This window comes from Minwuia sp., assembly GCF_048007105.1.
GTDB lineage: Bacteria > Pseudomonadota > Alphaproteobacteria > Minwuiales > Minwuiaceae > Minwuia.
Genome location: NZ_CP180352.1, coordinates 3334538 through 3358034, shown reverse-complemented (window position 1 = coordinate 3358034; position 23497 = coordinate 3334538). Strand labels below are relative to the sequence as shown.

Here is a 23497-nt window from a genome sequence, read left to right as displayed (position 1 = left end):
TCGCCATTTTCCCCGCCTTCCGCGGGGGCGCTACTCGAAGAAGGGTCGCTCATGGATGTGCATTCAATTCCTGGGTCCGGGATGACCGGTCGAGATAGGGATCGCCGATCCCGAGATCCGACAGAATGGATCTCTCGATGTCTTCCATTTCCTCTGCGTCTTCCGTGTGTTCGTGGTCGTATCCCATCAGATGAAGGATACCATGAACAAGCAGGTGAGCCACATGGTCCTCGAAGCTCTTGTTCTCAAGGGCCGAGTCACGAGAAACGGTTTCAAACGCCAGGGCGATATCGCCCAGCATGTTGTCGTCGTCGCCGGGTACGGGACTGTCATCGGCGGGAAAGGACAACACGTCGGTCGCGCTGTCCTTGCCGCGGAATTCCCGGTTGAGACGGCGCACGGAAGCGTCGTCCATCAGCGCCAGGCTGGCTTCGGCATCGCCTTCGCCGACGCGCCGCCACGCCGCCGCCGCCGCGCGCTCGAACAGGTCCGAGAGGTCCGGCCAGTCGCCGCTGTCTGAAATCACCTCCAGCCGGAGCGTTCCGGCTGCGGCAGCCGTGGATGCGTTCATTCACGGTCCTCGCCGGAGGTGTCGAACAGTTCGGGCTGCCGGGCATAGGCGTTGACGATCCGCGTCACCAGCGGATGCCGGACCACGTCACGGGCATCGAAGTGAACGAACTTGATTTCGTCAATGTCCCGAAGTACTTCCATGGCTTCCCTCAGGCCTGACTTTACCCCACGGGGCAGATCCACCTGGGACAGATCGCCGGTGATCACCATGCGGGAATTCTCGCCGATGCGGGTCAGCAGCATCTTCATCTGGACCGGCGTCGTGTTCTGCGCCTCGTCCAGGATGACGAACGCGTTGGCCAGGGTCCGGCCGCGCATGAAGGCGAGGGGCGCAACCTCGATCTCGCCGGTCTCAAGCTTCTTCGCCACCTGCTCGGCCGGCAGCATGTCGTAGAGCGCGTCGTAGAGCGGGCGCAGATAGGGATCGACCTTCTCGCGCAGATCGCCCGGCAGGAAGCCGAGCCGCTCGCCGGCCTCGACCGCTGGACGGGAGAGCACGATCCGGTCGACCTGGCGCGCCAGCATCATCGAGACCGCGGCAGCGACGGCCAGATAGGTCTTGCCGGTGCCGGCCGGACCGATGCCGAAGACCAGTTCGTGCTCCAGCAGGTTGCGGGCATAGTGGATCTGGTTCGGCGAACGGGGCTGAATTGTCCGCTTGCGTGTCTGGATGACCACGCCGCCGGCATCGATATTGTCCTCTCCGAGACGGATCGCGTCATCGATCTCGCGCCGTCCCACGTTCTGGCCCTGCACGACCCGCTGGTAGAGGCTCTGCAGGATGCCGCGGGCGCGCTGGCAGAGGTCGGGTTCGCCGCCGATCAGGATGCGGTTGCCGCGTGTGGTCAGCGACACGCCGAGCTGCTGTTCCAGACGCACAAGGTTCTGATCGTGATCGCCGAATAGGGCCGACAACAGTGTGTTGTCGTCGAAATCCACGATCATGCCGCCCTGGTCGGGCAGGCTACCGGGCCGTTCGCTCAAGACGGCGTCCGATCAGATGTCATGCAGCGTCCTCGGCATGGGTTGCGGGAATGTGCCCCGAGACGGAGTTGGCCTTGCCTTCGGCAATCGTCACGGGAACGATGCGGCCGAGCCGGTGCGCCGGCGCGGCGACGTGGACGGCCTGCATGTAAGGGCTGCGGCCGACCAGCTGACCGTCGACGCGGCCCTTGCGCTCCAGCAGCACGTCCATGGTGCGTCCGACGGAAGTCCGGTTGAACGCCAGCTGCTGGCTGTTCAGCAGATCCTGCAGCGCCTGCAGACGCGCCGATTTCACATCCTCGGGCACCTGGGCGCCGAGGGCTGCGGCCGGCGTGCCCGGCCGCGGGCTGTACTTGAACGAATAGGCCTGCGCGTAGCCGACTCGCCTGACCAGATCCATGGTCTGCTCGAAGTCCCTGTCCGTCTCCCCGGGGAAGCCGACAATGAAATCGCCGGACAGCGCCAGATCGGGGCGCGATTCCCTCAGGCGGTCAATGATACGGAAATAGGTGTCACGATCGTGACGGCGGTTCATGGCCTGCAGGATACGGTCCGACCCGGCCTGAACCGGCAGGTGCAGGTAGGGCATCAGTTCGGCCACGTCCCGGTGGGCCGCGATCAGTTCCGACGACATTTCCAGCGGATGCGAGGTGGTGTAGCGGATGCGGGCAAGCCCGGGTATCCCCGCCAGTTCGCGGATCAGGCGGCCGAGGCTCCAGTCGCCGCCGTCCGGGCCTTCGCCATGCCAGGCATTGACGTTCTGACCCAGCAGGGTGATCTCGCAGACCCCGGCGGCGGCCATCCGGCGCGCATCGTCCAGAATGTCGGCGGCCGGCCGCGAGTATTCGGCGCCGCGGGTATAGGGAACCACGCAGAAGGTGCAGAACTTGTCGCAGCCTTCCTGCACGGTCAGGAAAGCGGCCGGACCGCTGCCGGCTGGCGGCGTCTTCGGCAGCCGGTCGAACTTCTCGACCACGTCGAAATCGGTTTCCAGCACGGCTCTGCCGCTGGCGCGCGCGGCGCGGGCCACCATTTCGGGCAGCCGGTGATAGCTCTGCGGTCCGAAGACGATGTCGACGAAGGGCGCCCGGCGGACGATCTCCTCGCCCTCCGCCTGCGCCACGCAACCGGCGACGCCGATGACCATGTCCTCGCCGCCGGCGCGGCGCCGGTCCTGCATCTGGCGCACGCGGCCGAGTTCCGAGAACACCTTCTCGGCGGCCTTCTCGCGGATGTGGCAGGTGTTGAGGATGACCATGTCGGCATTGTCCGGCGTATCGACGGTTCGGTAGCCGAGCGGCGCCAGGACGTCCGCCATACGCTCGGAGTCGTAGACGTTCATCTGGCAGCCGTAGGTCTTGATGTACAGGTTCTTCGTCAAACGCGACCGTCGTTCAGCTTCGCATGACCGGCCATCGCGGTGTGCGTGCCGGCCCGCCCGGAACAAAATTCGAAACTAGAGATGCGACCCATCCTGTCAAGTCCGGGCAATTGGACTGTGCACCCCGGAGAGCGCATCCGAGTTGCCCTGGACGATCCTGTCCCGGCAATGGCGGGCGAGCTGCTTGCGGTTGCCCATCGCTTCCATGCTGACCGGCTCGAAGAAGGTCAGCGTGCATTCATAGGGGCCGCCGGTGATGAAGTCGGCGAGATGCGGGGCCAGATCCATGTCGCCGTACCATGCGACCTTGTCCATGGACCGTCGCGAAACCGGAAACCCGTCGACCTTGGTATAGGTCACCGAAAAGGGCTGCACCTTCAGCGGCTTGTCGTTGGGGCGCAGGTCCGCGAGGGAGAAGAAGGCGGTGCGGAACTCGCCGATGCGCAGACCGTCATAGGACGTGCCTTCCGGAAACAGGATCAGGCTGTCGCCGCGCTCCAGCCGCCCGGTCATCTTCTTGCGTTCCAGTTCGGCCGTCTTGCGGTCGCGGCTGACATAGATGGTGCGCTGCAGGTTGGCGAGATACTTGATGCCGGGCCAGGTGCCGACCTCGTACTTGGCGACGAAGGACGCGGGCAGGGTGGCGCCCATGGTGACGATGTCGACCCATGAGACATGATTGCTGACGAACAGCGCCGGTTCCCTGGTGACCGGACTGCCGATGACGCGGATGCGGATCCGCAGCAGACGGCGCGCCAGCCGGTGCCATATAAGTGGCACCCAGACGGCCAGACGCGAATTGGTGATGATGCCGGCAAGCTGAAACGGCACCAGCACAAGGGTCATCGCGACGATGGCCAGAATGACGGCAATGATACGGACGACGCCCAATTTCAGGCCTTGTTGGTGTCCCGGTTCCGACGGGTCCCGTAGAGTTCGAGCCTGTGGTCGACCAGATCGTAGCCGAGCTCCTGCGCGACAGCGCGCTGAAGCTCCTCGATCCGCTCGTTGCGGAACTCGATCACCTCGCCGGAATTCACGTCGATCAGATGGTCATGGTGATCGCCGGTCGCTTCCTCGTAACGGGAACGCCCGTCGCCGAAGTCGTGTCGTTCGAGGATGTTGGCTTCCTCGAACATCCGGACCGTCCTGTAAACCGTGGCAATCGAGATGTTGGGATCGACGCCGCTCGCCCGCTGGTAGACCTGCTCGACGTCCGGGTGATCCTCGGCCTCCGAGAGCACGCGCGCAATGATCCTGCGCTGATCGGTCATCCGCATGCCGATTTCGATGCACTTCTGCTCAAGCCGCGAGGGTTCGTCGTTTCCCGACATGCGCTGATCCTTTTCCAGTCCCCTGAGGCTGTATAGCTTCGGGTCCTTTCAGCCGCAAGAAATCGGGAGCGCAACGACCATGACAATCGCATCGGATCCGTCGGCGTAGTAGGCGCGGCGGCGGCCCGCTTCCTTGAACCCGGCGGACTCGTAGAATTTCCGGGCGCCGGTGTTCTTCTCCGAGACTTCGAGAAACAGGCGCGCGCACCCGATCAGGTCGTCGGCGGCGGCGCGAAGCAGCGCGCGTGCAAGCCCGAGCCGCCGCGATTCGGCACGTACCCCGATGGTTATGATCTCGGCCTCGTCGGCGGCCTGCCGCAGCAGCACGAAGCCTTCCGGCTTGTCCTCGACCGTCGCGATCCATGCGGTGGCTCCGGGCATCGCCAGCAGGTCCGCAATGGCGCTTTCCTCCCAGCCGCTCGGGAAACATTCGCCGTGCAGCGCGGCGAGAACGGCCGCCGAGCGGCAGCGTTCGATGCCGCTCACCGGCGCAGCACCGGTCTGGCGGGCACGGCGTCCGCTGCCCTGAGATAGAGAGGGGCTGGCGGCGGCGCGATGGCCGACCCGGGCGGACGGTGCGAGATAAGGCGAACCAGGTCTGCCGCATCCGGCGCGACCGTGTTGTCGGCGATAATCGCCGCACCGTCTGTTTCGGCGATCACCAGGGCAGCGCCGTTGCCGGCGATCACGCTGCCGGACCGCAGCAGATCGGCAGCGGCCGCCGCCGGGGCGGCGAACGGGGCGCTCCATGCTTCGGGCCAGGGGCCGTCCGCTCGCCGGAAGTACTGTGCGTAGACCTGACCCCGGCGGGCGTCCAGGGCGGCGAGGACCGGACGGTCCGGCCAGCGCGCGGTGGCCCGGACCGCGATGAGCTCAAGCGTCGATACGCCGGTCAGCGGTCGCTTCAGCGCCAGCCGCATGCCGCGCGCGGCGGCGAGGCCGATCCTCAGGCCGGTGAATGTGCCCGGGCCGACCGTGACGCCGATTGCAGACAGGTCTGCGGCGGCGAGGCCGGTGGCGGTCAGGGCGCGGTGGATCAGCGGGGCGAGGGCCTCGGCATGGCCCCGTCTGCGGCGCTGGAAGGCGGAGAAGGCGATCCCGCTGCCGTCGCCGATGGCGACCGACAGGGCATCGGTTGCGGTGTCGATGCCGAGGATCGGGCCTATCAGAGGATCTCGCAGGCTTCTTCGAACTCCAGACGCGGGCTGCGGTCGAACAGGCCCGCCGGATCGCCGAAGCCGATATTGCACAGGAAATTGGATTTCAGCCGGCCGTCCGGGAAGAACTCGGCGTCCAGCTTGGCATTGTCGAAGCCGCTCATGGGCCCGCAGTCGAGGCCGAGCGCACGGCAGGCGATGATCAGATAGGCGCCCTGCAGCGTGCCGTTGCGGAAGGCCGTCGTCTCACGGTTCTTCGGGTTGTCGAACCAGCTCTTCGCATCCGGTTCGTGCGGGAACAGCTGCGGCAGCAACTCGTTGAACTGCGTGTCGTAGGCGACGATGCAGCAGACCGGCGCGGCCATGGTCTTGGCCATGTTGCCGTCCGACAGCGCAGGCTTCAGGCGAATCTTGGCCTCGTCGGAGACCAGGAACTTCAGGCGGGCCGGCGAACCGTTGGCGCTGGTCGGGCCGTACCGCATCAGATGATAGACCGCCCGCAGCGTCACTTCGGGCACCGCCTTGTCCTGCCAGGCATTGTGGGTGCGGGCTTCCCGGAAGATGAGGTCCATACCGGCGTCGCTGAGGATCGAACTCACGGGGGGTCTCCTGATACTGACTGGATCTGTCGGCGGCGTGGGCTTCTCATAGCGCACCGTCCGGACGAGCGGAACCGCGCCTTCGGCAGGAGAGGTCTGCTCAGCTCAGCATGTCGACGTCGTCGCGGCTGAGTGTGCCCGGTACGACCGTCACCGGAATGCGCAGCGTGCCGGACCGTTCGCCGGCGAAACGCTTGACCAGGGGGCCGGGGCCGCCTGATTCGGCGCTGGCGCCCAGCACCAGGATGCGGATCGACTTGTCGTCGTCGATCACGGACTGCACCTGTTCGGCCAGGTCGCCCTCACGGATGACGAACTGCGGCGTCAGGGTCGTGCCTTCCAGCAGCTCCTTGGCCAGATTGGTCAGCAGCTGCTCGGCTTCCTCGCGGGCTTCCTCGCGCATCAGTTCGCCGACGCCCATCCAGTGCTGGAAGTCGGGCGGCTCCGTGACGCGCAGCAGCACGACGCCGCCGCCGCCGTCCAGACGCATCGCCCGGCGGGCCGCCCAGCGCATGGCCAGACGGCATTCGGGCGTGTCGTCGACGACGACCAGGAAATTGCGGATCTGGCCTTCGGAATCGCTCATTTGCGGACTGCCGGCAGTTGTAACGGACAGGCAGTGTGTGGTCTGGCCGCCGCCTATTTCAACAGAATGTTGGAGATCTCTTTCAGCTTGGTCCGGGCGCGAAGCAGGTAGAAGCCCTGCGTGGCCAGGTGGCTGGGGAAGATCAGACCGTCGGGCGAGCCGTTCAGGACGACGAGCGGATCCATGCCTGCGAGCGTGCGCATGACCGACAGCATCTCGTTCCAGGTGCGTGTCATGTTCTTTTCCGCCAGCACACCCTCGAAGTCGAGGCCGAGGTCGCGGAGCATCAGGTAATAGGCGTAGGACTTGCCCTTGATCCGGTAGAACTCGTCGTCGACCTGATAGTCGAACCACCAGCCGCCGGCATGCTCGCGCACGTGATCGTCGATCGCCTGGCTGGCGGAACCGAGATCGGCGGCGATCCGCTCGATGGTCACCTGCAGGTTGTCCACCCGCCGCTCGAACACGGCGTTGCCGTTGAGCAGCCGGTCATTGTAGCGGTTCAGCCGCAGCGAGGCCTCGCGGTACTCGCTCTCGGCCGGGGTGGCGGGCCAGATCGAGACCGAGGGGTTCCAGGTCCATTTCTCGCCAGAGATCTTCAGCCGGCCCGCGGCGTCCTGCAGATCCGGGTCGGCGGCCGAGGATCCGCGGACGCGGCCGATCTGGTCCAGCATCTCGACGCCGAAGCGGCTCAGCGCCTCGACGATTCCAAGTTGGAAGTTCGGCATGTTGTCCAGGCCGGCGGAGGGATAGAACCACGGATCGTTCGGCGTCCAGGCGTTCACCCGGACCTCCCGGTCGATCAGCGCCGCGGCGGTTGCGACGGCGTAGGACTGGCCCGTCTGTACGTCGGCGGGCTCGGCGCGGAAGTCGAGATTGTCGTCGATCTTGTGCACGATGAACATGCCGACCGGGTAGTAGAGGGCGGCAAAGACGACGATCGCGGCCAGCAGGGGCTTCCAGGTGGCCTTCACGACCTTCTTCGTCCGGCCGGCCCCCTTGATCTGCTGACGCGCCTCTCCGTTCAGCCGTTCTCGCCGGTCTGCGCCAATGTCGCTCATGCGGTGATTCCTTCCTTGCCCGTCCGGGACATGGGGAGGGGGACCTATTGACGCAAGAAGCCGACGATGTCCTTGACCTCGTCCAGGATCGGCCGCGCGATGGCATCGGCCCGCGCGGCGCCGTCGGCCAGAACGGCGTCGACATGGTCGGGTTCGGCCATCAGGCGGCGCATCTCGTCGGCAATTGGCGAGAGTTTCTCGACCGCCAGATCGGCCAGACGCTGCTTGAACTCGGAGAACTGACCGCCGGCAAACTCGGCGACGGCCTCGTCCTTGGTCTGTTCGGACAGAGCCGCCCAGATGCCCAGCAGGTTGTCGGCCTCGGGCCGGTCCTTCAGCCCCTCGCGGGTCTCCGGCAGAGGCTCCGGATCGGTCTTCGCACGGCGGATCTTTCTGGCGATCGTGTCGGCGTCGTCGGTGACGTTGATGCGGGAATTGTCCGACGGATCGGACTTCGACATCTTCGAAGAGCCGTCGCGCAGGCTCATGACGCGGGTCGCGGCGCCCAGGATCAGCGGCTCGGTGATCGGAAAATATTCCACGCCGAAGTCGTTGTTGAACTTCTGCGCGATGTCGCGGCACAGCTCGAGATGCTGCTTCTGATCCTCGCCGACGGGCACGTGGGTCGCCTTGTAGGCAAGGATGTCGGCCGCCATCAGGTTCGGGTAGACGAACAGCCCGACGGAGGCGTTCTCGCGGTGCTTGCCAGCCTTCTCCTTGAACTGCGTCATGCGGTTGAGCCAGCCCATCCGGGCGATGCAGTTGAAGATCCAGGCCAGCTGGGCATGGGCCGCCACCTGGGACTGGTTGAAGATGATCGACTGCTTCGGATCGATGCCGGCGGCCAGATAGGCGGCGGCCACCTCGCGGGTCGTGGATTTCAGCTCGGCCGGGTCCTGCCAGACGGTGATCGCGTGCATGTCGACGACGCAGTAGATGCATTCGTAGTCATGCTGCAGGCGGACGAAATTGCGGATCGCGCCCAGATAGTTGCCGAGATGAAGGTTGCCGGTCGGTTGGACGCCGGAGAAGATTCGGCCTGTCGCCATGTCAGGAGTTCCGTCTGGAAGGATGGTCGGTGGGGCGTTGCTGTAGGCGGAAGGAGGTCGGCGGTCAACCGGCTGCCGCTGCAGCCCGGTCCATCTCCGCGGCGATGACCTCCAGCAACGGCGCATCGGCTGGCGGCATCGGGTAGTCGGACAACCTCTCTGCCGGGGCGAAGGCGATGCGCTGTCCCTCCAGCCCCCGCGGTTCGCCCTGCCATCGGCGGCAGGCGAAGACCGGCATCAGCAGGTGAAAGTCGTCATAGCCGTGGCTGGCGAAGGTGAGCGGACTGAGATCGGCCGCGTCGATTCCGATGCCGAGTTCCTCGGCGCATTCGCGAACAAGGCAGGCTTCGGGGCTTTCGCCAGGCTCGACCTTCCCGCCGGGAAACTCCCACAGGCCGGCCATCGACTTGCCTTCCGGCCGTTCGGCCAGCAGGACGCGGCCCTGACCGTCGATCAGGGCGATGGCCGCGACGAGAACCAGCTTCACGAGCGGTAGTCGGCGTTGATGTCGATGTAGCCGTGGGTGAGATCGCAGGTCCAGACGCGCGACTTGCCGCCGCCGAGGCCGAGATCGACCTCGATATGGATGTCGCGGCCCTTCATGTGCCCGGTAATCTGTTCCTCGCGGTAGTCCGGGTCCGGCCCCCCGTCGCGGGCGATGGTGACGCCGCCGACGCGGACGGCGATCCTGTCGCGCACGGCCTTCTCGCCGGACTTGCCGACCGCCATGACGATGCGGCCCCAGTTGGCGTCCTCCCCGGCGATGGCGGTCTTCACCAGCGGCGAGTTGCCGATGGCGAGCGCAACAACGCGGGCGGCCCGGTCGTCCTCGGCGCCGGTGACGTCGATGGTGATCAGCTTCTGCGCGCCTTCGCCGTCGCGGGCGATCTGGATCGCGAGGTCGCGGAGGATCGCTTCCAGCTTCTCCGCAAAATCCGCCAGGGCCGGGTCGGTAGCGCTTTCGACCTTCGGATGCGCCGGCCCCATGCCGGTCGCGAACAGCAGGCACATGTCGGAGGTCGACATGTCGCCGTCCACGGTCACGCAGTTGAAGGTGCGGTCGGTGATCGGGACCAGCAGGTCGCGCAGCACGCCGGAAGGCAGAGCCGCGTCGGTCGCGACATAGGCCAGCATCGTCGCCATGTTCGGCGCGATCATGCCGGAGCCCTTGGCGATGCCGTTGATGGTGACCGTCGCGTTGCCGATCCGCGCCGTCGCCGTGGCGCGCTTCTCGAAGGTGTCGGTGGTGATGATGCCGCCCGCGGCCTCGGCCCAGCCGTCCTCATGGACATGCTCGGCGAGGCCCGGAACGGCGGCCAGCAGCTTGTCGATGGGCAGCAGCTGACCGATGACGCCGGTCGAGGCGACCAGGACTTCCTCGGCGGCGCAGCCGATGGCCTCGCCGACGGCTGCGGCGGTGGCCGCAACGTCCTTCATGCCCTGCTCGCCGTTGAAGACGTTGGCATTGCCGGCGTTGATGATGACCGCCCTTGCCGATCCCCCTGGCAGCCGGTCGTCGTTCCAGACCACGGGTGCGCCTGCCGTCGTGGACGTCGTCTGCACGCCGGCCACCGTGGTGCCCGGCGCGAAGGCGAACATCGTCAGGTCGGCGCGGCCCTTGTAGCGGAGACCGGCGGCAATGGCGCCGGCCCTGCATCCGGCGATCGGCGGCAGATCGGGCTGGGTTTCGGGCGCGAGAGGTGAAACGGCGTGGGGCATGGTTCAGGTCCCGTCAAGAACGTGTGCGCGGCATCCTTACCACGTATCGATCCAGGCGTGCTTCTTCCCTTCGCGCGGGGCGGGTGGGGGCGCGGCCTTCAGTGCGGCGACGATCAGGCGGCGGGTTTCGGCCGGGTCGATGACGTCGTCGATCTCGAAGTATGTCGCCGTCGAGAGCGCCTTTCCCTTCTCGTAGGAGTCGGCGACCATCTGGTCGAAGGTCTTCGCGCGCTCTTCCGGGTCCTCGATGGCCGCGAGTTCCTTGCGGTAGGCGAGCTTCACCGCGCCCTCCAGGCCCATGCCGCCGAACTCGCCCGACGGCCAGGCGACCGTGAACAGCGGCGCGTGGAAGCTGGCGCCGGCCATCCCCTGGGCGCCGAGCCCGTAGGACTTGCGCAGGATGAAGCTGAAGAAGGGCACGGTCAGGTTCGCGCCGGCCACGAACAGGCGGCTGCAGTGGCGGACCAGGGCGGTTTTCTCGACCTCGGGGCCGACCATCATGCCGGGCGTGTCGACCAGGAACATGATCGGGATGTCGTAGGCGTCGCAGAGCCGCATGAAGCGCGCGGCCTTGTCCGAACCCGGGCTGTCGATGGCGCCGGAAAGGTGGCTGGGATTATTGGCGATGACACCCAGCGGACGGCCCTCGACCCGGATGAGCGACGTCACCATGCCGAGTCCGAAGCCCTTGCGGAGTTCGAGCACCGAATCCGTGTCGGCGATGATGTCGATGACCTCCCGCATGTCATAGAGACGCTTGCGGTTCTCCGGGATCACCCGGCGCAACTTGCGCTGGTCGTCGCAGTTCCAGTGGTCGATGGGGCCTTGGAAGTAGGAGAGATATTTCTTCGCCGTGGCAACGGCTTCCGCCTCGTCCTTCACAGCGATGTCGACCACGCCGGAACGGATCTGCTCCGAGATCGGACCAACCTCCTTGGGGCTGAAGACGCCCAGGCCGCCGCCCTCGATCATCGCAGGGCCGCCCATCCCGATGTTCGAATTCTCGGTGGCGATGACGACATCGCAGCAGCCCAGCAGGGCGGCATTGCCCGCAAAGCAGTAACCGGAATTGATGCCGACGATGGGGGCGAGGCCGCTCATCTTGCCGAACATCTCGAAGGTATGGATATGCAGGCCGCCGACCTGGCCGACGTCGACGTCGCCGGGCCGTCCGCCACCGCCTTCGGTGAAGACGATCAATGGCAGCTTGTAGCGCAGCGTCTGCTGGAGAAGACGGTCCTTCTTGGCGTGGTTGACCATGCCCTGCGTGCCGGCCAGCACGGTGTAGTCGTAGCAGAGGACCGCGACGCGGCTCTTGTCCTCGGCAAACCGGTCTCCGTTCACGTGTCCCAGCCCGGCCAGCATGCCGTCCGCGGGCGTGTTGTCGATCAGGTCGTCCAGCGTCCGCCGGGTCCGCTGCGCGGCGATGGCGAGCGATCCGTACTCGACCCAGGTGCCGTCGTCGATCAGATCGGAGACGTTTTCCCGGGCGGTGCGCTGGCCCGTCTTCCGCCGGCGTTCGACCGATTTCGGCCGGTTCTCGTCAAGCGTCTTGGCCTGCCGGTTCAATGTTTCGATTAGGTCCGCGCGCAGTTCGTCGAGATCGATCTCTTCGACTTCGCCCGCATCGTCCGCCGCGACCTCGGCCGGTTCCACATAGGCCAGCGGGTCGCCTTCGTAGACGGTGTCCTGCGCGGCGACCGCGAGTTGCCGGACGATGCCGCTGAACGGCGCCTCGATGACGTGCTCCATCTTCATCGAATCCATGACCAGCAGCGGCTTGCCGGCCTGGACTTCAGAGCCTTCCTCGACGGCGATGGAAATGATCGTGCCCTGCATCGGTGCAGGGACCGTTGTCGCGCCCTCGGGCGCATCGTCCTGTGTTGCAGCCGCTGCCGATGACGGCGTGACCTTGCCGAAGTCGAGAACGGCAAGAGGATCGCTCGACTGCAGCCGTGCGCCGGCGCCGCGCCGTTCGGCCTTCGGCAGTTCGCGGTAGAGCTTCGGATGATCGCCGGGTTCGGTCAGCGCCGCCATGCGCGCTTCCAGAAAGCCGGTATCGACCTTGTTGGCGCGGAAGTCGCCGTCTTTCAGAAGATTCTGCAGGAACCCCGCATTGGTCTCGACGCCCTCGATGCGGAACGCCGAGAGCGCGCGGTAGGCACGGTCGACCGCATCCTCATAGGCCGCGGAGGGGCTGTGCACGATGACCTTGGCCAGCAGGGAATCGAAGGCCGGGCTGGTCCGGTAGCCGGCATAGCCGAAGGTATCGACACGCACGCCACGCCCGATGGGCGGATCGAAGGCGGCCAGCGTGCCGCCCGAAGGCATGACATCGCCGGTCTTCGTCATCCGCTCCATGTTGACGCGCAACTGGACCGCATGGCCGCGCGGTGCGCCGCGGTCGCCATCGACGCCCAGATCGGCGAGTGATCTGCCTTCGCACACCGCGAGTTGCAGCGCCACGAGGTCGGTGTCGAAGACTTCCTCCGTGACGGTATGCTCGACCTGGATACGGGCATTGGCCTCGATGAAGGCATAGCCGGGGGCGGGGGCGCCCTTCGCCAGATCGACCAGAAACTCGAAGGTGCCGAGACCACGGTAGTTCACGGCCTGCGCCAGCTTCTGGGCGTCCGCGATCATTGCGTCCTGGATTGCCGGATCCAGACCGGGCGCCGGCGCGATCTCGACGATCTTCTGGTTGCGCCGCTGGATCGAGCATTCGCGGACGCCGAAATGCGTTACGCGGCCGGCGCCGTCGCCCAGGACCTGCACCTCGATATGCCGCGCCGGGCGCATCAGCCGTTCGGCATAGATGCCGGCCGTCGCCGAAAGCCTGCTTCGCCTCGGAACAGCATCGCTCGGCAGCCGATGCGACATCCTCGCCTGCGCGGACGATCCGCATGCCGCGTCCGCCGCCGCCCGCGACGGCCTTGATCATCACCGCGCCTTCGGGGCCGAAGCTGTCCAGCAGTGCCGCTATCGCCGCCGCGTCGGCGGGGCCGTCGGTGCCGGGGACAGTCGGGACGCCGTGTTCGTCGGCAAGCGCGCGGGCCCGGGCCTTGTCGCCGAAGAGCGACAGGGTCGCCGGATCGGGACCGATGAAGGTCATGCCGGCATCGCCGACCGCCTTCGCGAAATCCGCGTTCTCCGCCAGGAAGCCGTAGCCCGGATGCACTGCATCGGCGCCGGCGTCGCTGGCAGCCTTCACCACGCGCTGGATGTCGAGATAGGGCGCGACGCCCTTCGCCCCCAGCGCCACGGCTTCGTCCGCGCGCAGGACATGCAGGTTCTCGGCGTCATCGTCGGAATGAATGGCGATCGTGGACCAGCCCTGTTCGGCGGCGGTCTGCATGATGCGCACGGCAATTTCGCCGCGATTGGCGATCAGAAGTTTCTTCATGGTGTCAGCGTCTCCCCTGGGCCGGAGTGTCGCGAACCCGGCCGGAAGACGCAATGGGCTCAGCGCCTGTCAGCCATGCAGCTTCAGGCCCTTCGTGATCTTGTCGACGGCTTTCCTGTCTTCCCGGAAAGCCAGCCCGACGATGGACATGGTCTCCGGGTCGGCGGCCTTCACGGCGGCGCGGTTGGCGGTGTCATCGCCGGTGGCGAACATCTCCTTGATGTAGATCGAGATCTGCGCTCCGCGGTCCATGGCGCGGCGGTAGACGGTCGCCATCTTCTCGGCCGGGGCCGCGTAGATCATCATCGGCTGGACGATCAGCGGGTTGTAGCGGTTGCCCGCGGCGTCCTCGTAGACCTCGCCGATGATGCCGTCATGCGCGCCGACGATGCCGCTGGTCAGGAAGGCGGTGACGTTGAGCTTCTGCCAGACGGCGAGATCCTCGCGGATGACGATCGCGATTTTCGTGTCGAACATGTCGTGCCTTTCCAAGCCATGCGCGGGGCTCAAGGGTCCCTTCCGGCGGGGCAAGAGGACTTGAACCGGCGGTGCGCGCTGTCGTTGATTGTCGGAACGCGGCGGGCCGGATCGTCCGCCACCCGGGAGGAGATCAGAGTTAGACGATATGGCCGTCCCGGACCAGATACCCGAACGCGTGACCTCGGCAACCCTCTGGGCGCTGCTTGCGGCGTTTCTGACGCAGAGCGCCGCGGCCTTCGGCTTCATCGGCTTCACGCTGCTGGCGCCCGGCCTGGCCGACGAGACCGGGCTGGACGAGCGCGATTTCGGTCTGGCCTTCTCCTTCATCTTCCTCGGCACCAGCATCGCCAGCCCGTTCTGTGGCGCGATGATGCGGCGGCTGGGCAGCGTGACCGCGATGATGCTCTGCCTGATCGGGATGGGCCTGTCGGCAATGATCACGCTCGCGGGCACCTGGTCGGCGGTCATGTTCGCCGCTTTCGCATATGGTGTCTTCTACGGCCCCTACGGACCGGCCAATGTCACCATGGTCTCGGCCAAGACGCCACGGCGGCGGGTCGGTCTGTTCATGGCGATCCGCCAGTCCGGCGTCTCGCTGGCCGGGATGACGGCAGGCTACCTGCTGCCCGCGGCGATGCTGACCGTCGGCTGGCAGGCCGGCGTGTACACCATGGTCATTGTCGTTGCCGTGGCCGCTCTGGCGACGGTGCTGTTCGCGCCGGTCTTCCGGATACGCCCTGACGACCGGCCGGCGCCCTCGGGCCGGCCCTTCGGGCTGCGCCGCATGGCAGAGCGTTTCATGCTCCCGCCGCACCTCAGGCTTCTCGGCTGGACAGCCATTGCCTTCGCGGTCTCGCACACGTCGCTTTTCACCTTCACCTACATCTACCTGCTGGAAGGTGTCGGGCTGGGGCCGGTCGAGGCGGGGGTCTTCTTCGCCATCGTGCAGCTGACCGCCATCGCGGGGCTGCCGCTGGCAGGGTTCTTCTCCGACATGATCGACTCGCCCGAGACCACGCTGGCGATCCTGGCCGTCGGCGCATCCTGTGCCATCGGCGGCGCGCTGACGCTGACGCCCGAAACGCCGGTCTGGATCATGTACGCCATCGCCATTCTGGCTGGCCTGTCAGGCAACAGCTGGTCGCCGATCTTCATGACCGCGGTCTCGCTCAGGGCGCCGGCAGGGCAGGTGGGGGAGATGAACGGCCGGGCCTACGCCTTCGCCTCGCTGGGCTGGATGACGGCGCCTCCGCTGATCTGGGGACTGATCGAACTCTCAGGCGACTACACGGTGCCGTTCGGCGTCGTGATCGCCGGAAATCTCATTGGCGGCAGCTTCCTGCTGGCCCAGGTCAGAAAGGCCCGGCTGCGGCCATCTGATGTGGCGTCCTGACGCAGGCTGTCGTAAAATGGCGTGGGGAACGGGATTGGGAGCAGCCGGATGAACATGTCGCGACTTGTGCCGCTTGTGGTATGCGCATCCCTGATCGTTCTGGCTGCTGTCGCCATGGCCGACGGGCTGTCCGCGCCGACGGGAAAGGTGATCCTGACCGTCGCTGGCAAGGATGTCGTCGCGAACACATCCAACGGTCTCGAACTGGACGCGGCGCAGTTTGCGGCACTGCCCCGGACAAGTCTGATCACCGTGACGCCTTTCATGGACGGGGAGCAGGACTTCGAGGGCGTGCTGCTTTCGGATCTGATGGGCGCCGCGGGCATTGCCTTCGCCCGCGACATCCGTGCCACGGCGCTGGACGACTACGCCGTGACCATTCCGGCCATCGATATGGCAGGCGTCGGTATTCTGGTCGCAGACAGGCAGAACGGCGCCCCCCTCGATCCCGACGGCATGGGGCCGCTATGGATCATCTATCCCGCCGATGCCGGTGTGCCTGACGCCCAGGACAAGATGATCTGGCAGTTGCGGTCGCTGACGGTCCAGTAGACCGGTCAGCAGCGCCCCGGGGACGATGCGCGGCCGGGTGTTCTCTCCCGTCCGCTGCGGCCCGCCATTCGGCGCCGCCAGGGAAAAGGCGCCGTCGATCCGTCCCAGAATCCTGTCCGCCGCATCCGGGCGACCCATCAGATAGCCCTGCATGTGCCGCACCCCGAGGTCGCGCAGGACATTGAATTCCTTCTCGGTCTCGACGCCTTCGGCAACGATGCTGGTGCCTGTCTCCTGGCAGAAGCGCACCATGGCGACCGCCAGCGCCTGCCGCATGGCGTCCCGGTCGATGCTGCGTATCAGCGCCGTATCCAGCTTGATGATGTCGGGCTCCATCTCCAGCACATGCTTGAGGCTTGCATAGCCCGCGCCGGCGTCGTCGATCGCAACCCGCAGCCCGCGGTTTCGCAGAGGGCGCAGCCGGCGCTTGATGAGGCGGTAGTCCTCGACCGTTTCGTGTTCGGTGATCTCGACGACGAACCGCCCGGGGTCCTCATCCTCGAAGATCTTCTGGAAGCGGGGATCGGCCAGCGTGCTGGGTGAGGCGTTCACCGACAGGTAGACGTCCGGCGGCAGCCGATCGAGGATTCTGCAGCCGTTCCGGACGGTCGCGAGTTCGAGTTGTCCGGAAAGACCGACCTCGCCGGCTTCGGCGAACCACTGGTCGGGCGGGCGCGCCGGTTCAAGCGTCACTCGCGTCAGGGCTTCCACCCCGGCGACCACGCCACGCTCGACGTTCCAGATCGGCTGGTAGACGGTGTCGAACAATTCGCCGTCCAGGACTGCCCTTATCCGGTCGCGTTTGTTCAGATAGTCTTGGCGGCTCTCCCTGTGGCGCTCGATCTCGGTCGCAGAGAGGTCGGCGAAGGCTTGCAGCAGATGGACATCGCTGGGACGGAGCGCCGGGTTCGGCATCACGCCGAAACTCGACATCATGCCGAAGACGCTGCCATCGGCTGTCCGGATCGGGACGGCGATATGGGAGCCGACGGGAATGGCCTGCGCCCGGGGCGACAGTTCGACATTCCGGATTGCTGACATGTCCGCGATCATTTCGGGCAGGTGACCGGCATGGACGTGATAGCAATACGCATCCGTCAGCGGCATCGACTCGCCCTCATCGGGGAAGTCCGGGTGGCCGGGACCGCTGATCACGCGGATCACGGCGCGGTCGCCGACGAATTCCGAGACCAGGGCGGCGTCCATGTCGAGGCAGTTGCGGACGACATTGAGAACCCGGCGAACGAAGCTCCATGCGCTGGCCGGTTCGCGCTTGTCTACGGCGAAGAGGTTCAGAAGGCCGCCCGACCTGTTCATCGCCTCCAGAATTTGCCGCGCGTCGCTCATGGCGCCTCACTCCGGTCCCTTTCAGACCAATCCGATGCCTCCGTCGTTCTGACTTCGTGGCGGGGACGCGCCTTGTTGTCGTACCCGATTACCTCAGTGTGGGGCGTCAGGCGTCGATCTTCCAGCGTAAACGGTTGGCAGTCCCGGAATATTCAGTACAGGCGGCCCGATAGTGGCAATAATGTCGGGAATTCAATCATGAGTGGCAGTCGCGCCCGCCATGCGGGTCTTCATGTGTCAGGCGTCGATGTCGGCGAGCAGTTCCACATCGTCGTTTTTGACGTTCCCGACACGCTTCGAGACCCGGTACCCGGTGGCTCTCGCATTCGGTTTCAGCAGCGGCAGCAGGTCGTCCGCGCCGGCCTCCGCGTCGAGCCATGATGCGTGGTCCGCTTCTGCGAGGATTACCGGCATGCGGTGGTGGATGTTCGCGATCGAGGGCGCGGCTTCCGTGGTGATGATCGTGTAGCTGTCGATCCGGCCTTCGTCGGGATGCTCCCAGCGCTCCCACAGGCCCGCGAAGGCGAAGGGTTCGCTGTCGCCGATCACGATACGCCAGGGCTGCTTCTCGCCGCCTTCAAGCTTCTCCCACTCGTAGAAGCCGTCTGCCGGCACCAGGCAGCGCCGGCGGGCAAAGGCGGCACGGAAGGCGGGCTTCTCGGCGACTGTCTCGGCGCGGGCGTTGATCATCCGCGCCGCGCCGCTCATGTCCTTCGACCAGGACGGGATCAGGCCCCAGCGCAGCGGATGACAGAGCAGCCTTCCGTCCGGATGACGGCGGAAGACCGGTGCCTCCTGCGTCGGCGCGATGTTGTAGCGTGGCTGGAGGTTGGGCGAGCCCTCGAAGGCAAAGACCCGGCGCAGCGCCTCCAGCGGCGTGGTCAGGCTGTATCGTCCGCACATCCGCTCGTTCCCGCTTTCTGCATTGCCGCGCCGATGCTACATCCCGTGGCATGAACGCACCAAGGACGCAGACCGTCGAACTGCTCGAACGCCTGATCGGCTTCGACACCACCAGCCGCAATTCCAACCTCGAACTCATCCACTGGGCCGAGGACTATCTGAAGGCGCGCGGCGTGGCCTCGGAACTGATGTTCGACGAGACCGGAACCAAGGCCAATCTCTGGGCCACCATCGGTCCGGCTGACGTTCCCGGCGTGATGCTGTCGGGTCATTCGGATGTGGTGCCGGTGGACGGGCAGGACTGGCAGAGCGATCCCTTCCGCATGGAAGAGCGCGACGGTTTGCTCTACGGCCGAGGCACGGCGGACATGAAGGGCTTCATCGCCATCTGCCTCAGTCATGTGGACGACTTCCTGGCTGCCGACCTGAAGACGCCCGTGCATCTGGCGTTTTCGTATGACGAGGAAGTCGGCTGCCTCGGCGGGCGTCAGCTTGCGGGCATGCTCAAGGGTCTGGATGTGAAGCCGCGGCTATGCGTGGTGGGCGAGCCGACCATGATGGGCGTCGTCATCGGCCACAAGGGCAAGGCGTCCTGGCGCTGCACCGTCCGCGGCCACGAGGTCCACTCGTCGCTCACCAACAAGGGTGTGAACGCGGTCGAGTATGCCGCCGAACTGATCGCCGCGATCCGGGCGCTGGCGCACGAGAAGCGGGACCGGGGACCGTTCGACACGGCTTTCGATCCGCCCTACACGACGGTGCATACCGGTGTGGTCCAGGGCGGCACGGCGCTGAACATCGTGCCGAAGGCCTGCGAGTTTCTCTGGGAAATCCGGAACCTGCCGGCTGACGATCTCGACACCATGTATGCCGGCGTCGAGGCGAAGGCGGCGGAACTGGAAGCCGAGATGCAGAAGATCCGGCCCGACGCCGGCATCGAGATGGAGCGCATTTCCTGGTTTGCCGGTCTCGGCACCGCCGAGGACGATGACGCGGTCGGTCTGGGCAAGGCCTTCGCGCAGTCCAACACCATCGCGAAGGTCAGCTTTGGCACCGAAGCCGGGCATTATCACGACGCCGGTGTGCCGACCATCGTCTGCGGGCCGGGTGATATCGAGCAGGCCCACAAGCCGGACGAGTTCGTCGCGCTGGACCAGATCGCCAAGTGCGAGGATTTCTTCGGCCGGCTGATCGCCTGGGCCGAACAGAACTGAGCCGGTTCAGCCCCGCGAGGGCCTGAGCAGCATGAACAGCACCGCGGAACCGATGCACGCCGCCAGCATGATGGTTGCGTAGGCGAAGATCGGAAACTGCTCCTGAAAGGCAGCGACCATCGCGCTGCCCAGCACGCCGCCCGCCATCTGCAGGAAACCCAGCATGGCCGACGCGGTGCCGGCGCGTTCGGGGAATAGTTGCAGCGCGGCCGCCATGGCTGTCGGCAGGAAGATGCCCAGGCTGGCGACGAAGACGATCACCGAGACGATGAAGGCGGCCTTGTGGACCCATCCGGCCAGTGGCAGGACGACGCCGATGGCGCAGGCGGCGATGGCGACCACCAGACCGACACCGCAGATCCCGATGGTGCTCATGCGGCCGGTGAGCCGGCGCACGACGATGCCGCCGATGACGAAGCCGGTCGATGCGAGCGGCGGGTAGAATCCGTACTCGGTGGCCGAGACATCCAGGAATTCGATGAAGGTGTACGGCGAGCCGCCGAAGAAGGCGAACATGGCCGTGAAGATCAGGCTCATCGGCAAGGCGAAGCGCAGGAAGTCGCGGCGGGCCAGCACGATGGCGTATCCACGGACTAGCTCGGTCGGGTTCAGCTTCGGCAGCCGGTAGGCGAGGGTCTCGGGCAGGCGGGTGACCATCATCAGGGCGACCACGGCGCCGACGCCGCCGGTGACGATGAAGATGGTCCGCCATCCGGCGAGTTCCTGCAGCAGCGCCCCGAACAGCGGAGACAGTCCGGGCACCAGGGCGAACAGGATTGCGATCAGCGCCATGACCTTCTGCAGCGCCGGGCCTTCGAAACTGTCGCGCACCACCGCCCGCGCTGCGACCGTGCAGCCGCCGCCGCCGACCGCCTGCAGGATCCGTCCGGCGATGAGCACATCGATATCCTGCGCGATGGTGCACACGACGCTGCCTGCAATGAAGATCGCAAGACCCGACATCAGGATGATCCGCCGCCCGAACCGGTCGGACAGGGGTCCGTAGAGCAGCTGCGTGAAGGCGAATGCCGCAAGATAGAGCGTCAGCGTCAGCTGCGCCTGGGACGGCGAGGCGCTGAGTTCCGCCGAGATCACCGGCAGCGAAGGCAGGTAGATGTTGGTCGCGAACTGACCGATCGCGGAAAGCGCGGCCAGCAATCCGATCATGAAGGCTGTCGCCTGGACCTTGCTGACCGGCCCGTCCGTCGTCGTTGTCATGGAACCCCTCGGGAATGCCTTCCCGTAGATGATGCGGTTGCCGCTTCCGTCAAGCGGCGGGCATCTGCTTGTACATCAGGGTTGTGGCGTCGAGAACATCCGTGAAGGGATCGCGCGAGAAGCCGGGGATCTGTCCGGCGACCTGATATCCCATCGAGAGGTAGAGGGGCTCGGCGTCGTCCCCTGTGCGGGTATCGAGGGTCAGCAGGGAGCGGTGCAGTGCGGCGGCTTCCGTTTCCAGCGCGGCCATCAGCTGCCGGGCGATGCCGCGGCGGCGGAAGTCGGGATGCACCAGCAGCTTCGTGACATCGGCGCGGTGGGTCTGGTTCGGGGGCGTGTCCCAGTCCAGTTGCACCGTCCCGGCGATGCGGCCGGCGGCTTCGGCGATCAGGACCAGCCGGACGCCGTTCCGGACCGGCCCGGTGACCTTGTTCCGCCAGAAACGCTCGGCGTCGGCCTGTTCGAACGGCAGGATGAAGTTCACGCTGGCGCCGGCCTGGACGCAATCACGGAGCAGCTTGGCCAGGTCGGGAAGCCGCTGTTCGAGTTCGTCAGCGTCCAGCTTGCGGATGGCGGGAAGGTGTCGGGTCATCTGCGTCTCACAACATGACGAGGAGATAGCGGGCGCCGGTTTCCGGCGGCGTCTCGAAGGTGTTCGGGCCAGACAGGCGGTAACGCAGGCAGTCGCCGGGCGTGAGCTTGTGGCTGACACCGTCGATCGTCATCGACAGCGCGCCCTCAAGCAGCAGCAGGTGATGATCCAGTCCCTGATGCGAACTGCCGTCGTAGTCGATGCGGGTGCCGGGTTCGAGTGTGCCCTCGATGATCTCGCCGTTCAGATTTCCGGCCGGCGGCGAGACCGAGCGGCGGGTGTAGCCGGCCGCCCGGTCACGATGCACGGCCTGATCGCCGTGGCGGACCAGCGGTTCGAAGTCGTCCTCGACGAGATACATCAGGCGAGTGAGGGTGAGGCCATAGGCGGCGCACAGGCGGGAAAGAACCTGAGCCGTGGGGCTGACCTCGCCCTTTTCCAGCCGGGAAAGACTGGCCCGGCTGACGCCGCTCCGGTCCGCAAGTTGCTCCAGGGACCATGCGCGTTCATTCCGCAGCAGCTTCAGGCGGGCGGAGAGCCTCTGATCGATGAGAGCGATTTCGTTCATATTCGGGATAATTTCCCGAATATGAACTTACGTCAAGCGGGGCGGCGAACCGGTCAGCCGCAGTCGGGCATCTCGACACGTCTGGTGCTGCCGTTCGGGGTATCGAACAGAACGTCCATGAGCCGAGGCGCCAGAACGGCGCGATTGCCGCAGATGCCTTCGGTCTGCGCCCGGCTGACATGCACCGGATCGTCGGATCCGTCGCTGCGTGTCACGGTCAGCGTCGCCGACGCCGCATAGACGGTCTCGACAAAGGTCTCGGTGAAGTAGCCGACGAAACGCTCTTCGTTGAAGGTCACGAACTCGCCATTGATGACCTCGACCCGCTCGACGCGTTCGAACTCCGGGATCTTGCGCTCGAACGTCCGTTCATGCGGCTGGCCCACATCGATCGCGAACCGAGCGACCAGTTCCGCTGTCGAGGGATCGCCGCTGACCCTGTAGCCGGCTGCAACCAGGCGGCGGGCGAGGGCATTACGGTCCACCGCTTCGGCTTCGGCGATCGAGATCGTTGCGCCCTTTGCGGTGGCGTTCAGCGGCGCGCCGTCGCGCGACAACTCCACGTCCTGCCTCGGCGTACAGGCCGCCACTCCAAGGACGACGCCCAAAAGGGCGATTTTCAGCAAGGTCCTCATGTGAGGTATATGGGTATGAATTGACGCTAGGGAAGCAGTATTCCTGGCGAGGGGCGAGCGGTCGGCTCAAACCCCGCGGCAGAGCTCCAGGAACCGCCGTTCCATGTCCCGGTCTTCCTTGAACACGCCGGTGAAGCGGGTGGTGATGCAGGATACCCCCGGCTTCTTCACGCCACGCGTCGTCATGCACTGGTGCGCCGCATCGATCAGGATGGCGACTCCCTTCGGCTTCAGCACCTTTTCCAGCGTCGTGGCGATCTGCGCCGTCATCGTCTCCTGGGTCTGCAGCCGCTTCGCGTAGATATCGATCACGCGCGCCAGCTTGGAGATGCCGACGACCTTGCCATCGGGGAAGTAGGCGACATGCGCCTTGCCGATGATCGGCACCATGTGGTGCTCGCAATGGGTCTCCAGCCGCACGTCGCGCAGCATGACGATGTCGTCGTAGCCCTCGACTTCCTCGAAGGTCCGGCCGAGCACCTCCTCGGGGTCCTCGTCGTAGCCGGCGAAGAATTCCTCATAGGCGCGGACGACGCGCTTCGGTGTGTCCAGAAGGCCTTCGCGGCCCGGGTCGTCGCCCGCCCATTCGATCAGGGTGCGAACCGCCGCTTCCGCTTCCTCGCGGCTGGGCCGTGTCTTGCCGGTCGCCGGGTCGTATTCCCGGCCCCGTGCGGCCTCGGTCGGTTCCTTCACCAGTGCATCCATGTCGCGTCGCCGCTCCTATTTCGTTGCCGCTACTGCAGCCTCAC

24 protein-coding genes and 1 pseudogene are annotated in these 23497 nt (G+C 66.0%); 3 read left to right on the top strand and 22 right to left on the bottom strand.

What is annotated here, in order from left to right; all coding sequences use genetic code 11:
- Window positions 1-49 precede the first annotated feature (49 nt).
- The 15 genes and pseudogenes from ybeY to ACMVY4_RS16175 form a co-directional block, all read right to left on the bottom strand.
- The gene (ybeY, locus tag ACMVY4_RS16245; RefSeq protein ID WP_416897040.1) at window positions 50-571 is read right to left on the bottom strand and encodes an rRNA maturation RNase YbeY; all 522 of its coding nucleotides are present in this window, start codon (window positions 569-571) and stop codon (window positions 50-52) included.
- Window positions 568-1518, bottom strand: a complete 951-nt coding sequence (locus tag ACMVY4_RS16240; protein ID WP_416900331.1) for a PhoH family protein — start codon at window positions 1516-1518, stop codon at window positions 568-570. Before ACMVY4_RS16240 ends, ybeY begins: the two co-directional genes overlap by 4 nt.
- A gap of 58 nt (window positions 1519-1576) precedes the next feature.
- Window positions 1577-2899 carry a tRNA (N6-isopentenyl adenosine(37)-C2)-methylthiotransferase MiaB gene (miaB, locus tag ACMVY4_RS16235; protein ID WP_416900330.1) on the bottom strand — a complete coding sequence of 441 codons (1323 nt, stop codon included), beginning with the start codon at window positions 2897-2899 and terminating at the stop codon, window positions 1577-1579.
- Window positions 2900-3034: 135 nt separating this feature from the next.
- Window positions 3035-3829 (bottom strand): lysophospholipid acyltransferase family protein, encoded by a 795-nt coding sequence (locus tag ACMVY4_RS16230; protein WP_416897039.1) that lies wholly within the window; start codon window positions 3827-3829, stop codon window positions 3035-3037.
- 2 nt (window positions 3830-3831) lie between these two features.
- A complete protein-coding gene (locus tag ACMVY4_RS16225) occupies window positions 3832-4272 on the bottom strand; it encodes a Fur family transcriptional regulator (RefSeq protein ID WP_416897038.1) in 441 nt (146 codons plus the stop codon).
- A gap of 48 nt (window positions 4273-4320) precedes the next feature.
- A complete protein-coding gene (rimI, locus tag ACMVY4_RS16220; RefSeq protein WP_416897037.1) occupies window positions 4321-4758 on the bottom strand; it encodes a ribosomal protein S18-alanine N-acetyltransferase in 438 nt (145 codons plus the stop codon).
- On the bottom strand, window positions 4755-5522 hold the full coding sequence (tsaB, locus tag ACMVY4_RS16215; protein ID WP_416897036.1) for a tRNA (adenosine(37)-N6)-threonylcarbamoyltransferase complex dimerization subunit type 1 TsaB: 768 nt from the start codon (window positions 5520-5522) through the stop codon (window positions 4755-4757). The genes rimI and tsaB overlap by 4 nt, the downstream gene beginning before the upstream one ends.
- On the bottom strand, window positions 5438-6028 hold the full coding sequence (locus tag ACMVY4_RS16210; protein ID WP_416897035.1) for a malonic semialdehyde reductase: 591 nt from the start codon (window positions 6026-6028) through the stop codon (window positions 5438-5440). Before ACMVY4_RS16210 ends, tsaB begins: the two co-directional genes overlap by 85 nt.
- A gap of 100 nt (window positions 6029-6128) precedes the next feature.
- Window positions 6129-6614, bottom strand: a complete 486-nt coding sequence (locus ACMVY4_RS16205; protein WP_416897034.1) for a universal stress protein — start codon at window positions 6612-6614, stop codon at window positions 6129-6131.
- A gap of 53 nt (window positions 6615-6667) precedes the next feature.
- Entirely contained in the window at window positions 6668-7675 is a 1008-nt protein-coding gene (locus ACMVY4_RS16200) for a DUF2333 family protein (protein WP_416897033.1), read from the bottom strand.
- A 44-nt stretch (window positions 7676-7719) separates the two neighbouring features.
- A complete protein-coding gene (gene trpS, locus ACMVY4_RS16195) occupies window positions 7720-8724 on the bottom strand; it encodes a tryptophan--tRNA ligase (protein WP_416897032.1) in 1005 nt (334 codons plus the stop codon).
- A 64-nt stretch (window positions 8725-8788) separates the two neighbouring features.
- Window positions 8789-9211, bottom strand: coding sequence for a (deoxy)nucleoside triphosphate pyrophosphohydrolase (locus tag ACMVY4_RS16190; protein WP_416897031.1), 423 nt, complete (start codon window positions 9209-9211; stop codon window positions 8789-8791).
- Window positions 9208-10443 (bottom strand): bifunctional glutamate N-acetyltransferase/amino-acid acetyltransferase ArgJ, encoded by a 1236-nt coding sequence (gene argJ, locus ACMVY4_RS16185; RefSeq protein WP_416897030.1) that lies wholly within the window; start codon window positions 10441-10443, stop codon window positions 9208-9210. Before argJ ends, ACMVY4_RS16190 begins: the two co-directional genes overlap by 4 nt.
- Window positions 10444-10479: 36 nt before the next feature.
- A pseudogene (locus ACMVY4_RS16180) lies at window positions 10480-13846 on the bottom strand (carboxyl transferase domain-containing protein).
- A 69-nt stretch (window positions 13847-13915) separates the two neighbouring features.
- Window positions 13916-14323, bottom strand: coding sequence for a DUF2000 family protein (locus ACMVY4_RS16175; RefSeq protein WP_416897029.1), 408 nt, complete (start codon window positions 14321-14323; stop codon window positions 13916-13918).
- Window positions 14324-14471: 148 nt separating this feature from the next.
- On the opposite strand from ACMVY4_RS16175, the gene ACMVY4_RS16170 reads away from it, so the two are divergent.
- Together ACMVY4_RS16170 and ACMVY4_RS16165 are read left to right on the top strand one after the other, a co-directional pair.
- The gene (locus ACMVY4_RS16170) at window positions 14472-15719 is read left to right on the top strand and encodes an MFS transporter (RefSeq protein WP_416897028.1); all 1248 of its coding nucleotides are present in this window, start codon (window positions 14472-14474) and stop codon (window positions 15717-15719) included.
- 48 nt (window positions 15720-15767) lie between these two features.
- Complete coding sequence (locus ACMVY4_RS16165; protein ID WP_416897027.1) at window positions 15768-16271, top strand: molybdopterin-dependent oxidoreductase; 504 nt, start codon at window positions 15768-15770, stop codon at window positions 16269-16271.
- Here ACMVY4_RS16165 and ACMVY4_RS16160 read toward each other — a convergent pair.
- Window positions 16185-17618, bottom strand: coding sequence for an EAL domain-containing protein (locus ACMVY4_RS16160; RefSeq protein WP_416897026.1), 1434 nt, complete (start codon window positions 17616-17618; stop codon window positions 16185-16187). The genes ACMVY4_RS16165 and ACMVY4_RS16160 overlap by 87 nt on opposite strands.
- Before the next feature lie 237 nt (window positions 17619-17855).
- On the bottom strand, window positions 17856-18521 hold the full coding sequence (locus ACMVY4_RS16155; RefSeq protein ID WP_416897025.1) for an SOS response-associated peptidase: 666 nt from the start codon (window positions 18519-18521) through the stop codon (window positions 17856-17858).
- Between the two features lie 50 nt (window positions 18522-18571).
- Here ACMVY4_RS16155 and argE point away from each other — a divergent pair, with 50 nt between their 5' ends.
- Window positions 18572-19735, top strand: a complete 1164-nt coding sequence (gene argE, locus ACMVY4_RS16150; protein ID WP_416897024.1) for an acetylornithine deacetylase — start codon at window positions 18572-18574, stop codon at window positions 19733-19735.
- A gap of 6 nt (window positions 19736-19741) precedes the next feature.
- Here argE and ACMVY4_RS16145 read toward each other — a convergent pair whose 3' ends face one another.
- The 5 genes from ACMVY4_RS16145 to folE all read right to left on the bottom strand — a co-directional run bounded on the left by ACMVY4_RS16145 (window position 19742) and on the right by folE (window position 23453).
- Window positions 19742-20953, bottom strand: a complete 1212-nt coding sequence (locus ACMVY4_RS16145; protein WP_416897023.1) for a multidrug effflux MFS transporter — start codon at window positions 20951-20953, stop codon at window positions 19742-19744.
- A gap of 49 nt (window positions 20954-21002) precedes the next feature.
- On the bottom strand, window positions 21003-21545 hold the full coding sequence (locus ACMVY4_RS16140; RefSeq protein WP_416897022.1) for a GNAT family N-acetyltransferase: 543 nt from the start codon (window positions 21543-21545) through the stop codon (window positions 21003-21005).
- 7 nt (window positions 21546-21552) lie between these two features.
- Window positions 21553-22113: a helix-turn-helix domain-containing protein gene (locus ACMVY4_RS16135; protein ID WP_416897021.1), complete on the bottom strand. Its 561-nt coding sequence runs from the start codon at window positions 22111-22113 to the stop codon at window positions 21553-21555.
- 53 nt (window positions 22114-22166) lie between these two features.
- Window positions 22167-22670, bottom strand: coding sequence for a hypothetical protein (locus tag ACMVY4_RS16130; protein WP_416897020.1), 504 nt, complete (start codon window positions 22668-22670; stop codon window positions 22167-22169).
- Window positions 22671-22814: 144 nt separating this feature from the next.
- Entirely contained in the window at window positions 22815-23453 is a 639-nt protein-coding gene (gene folE, locus ACMVY4_RS16125) for a GTP cyclohydrolase I FolE (RefSeq protein ID WP_416897019.1), read from the bottom strand.
- Window positions 23454-23497 lie beyond the last annotated feature (44 nt).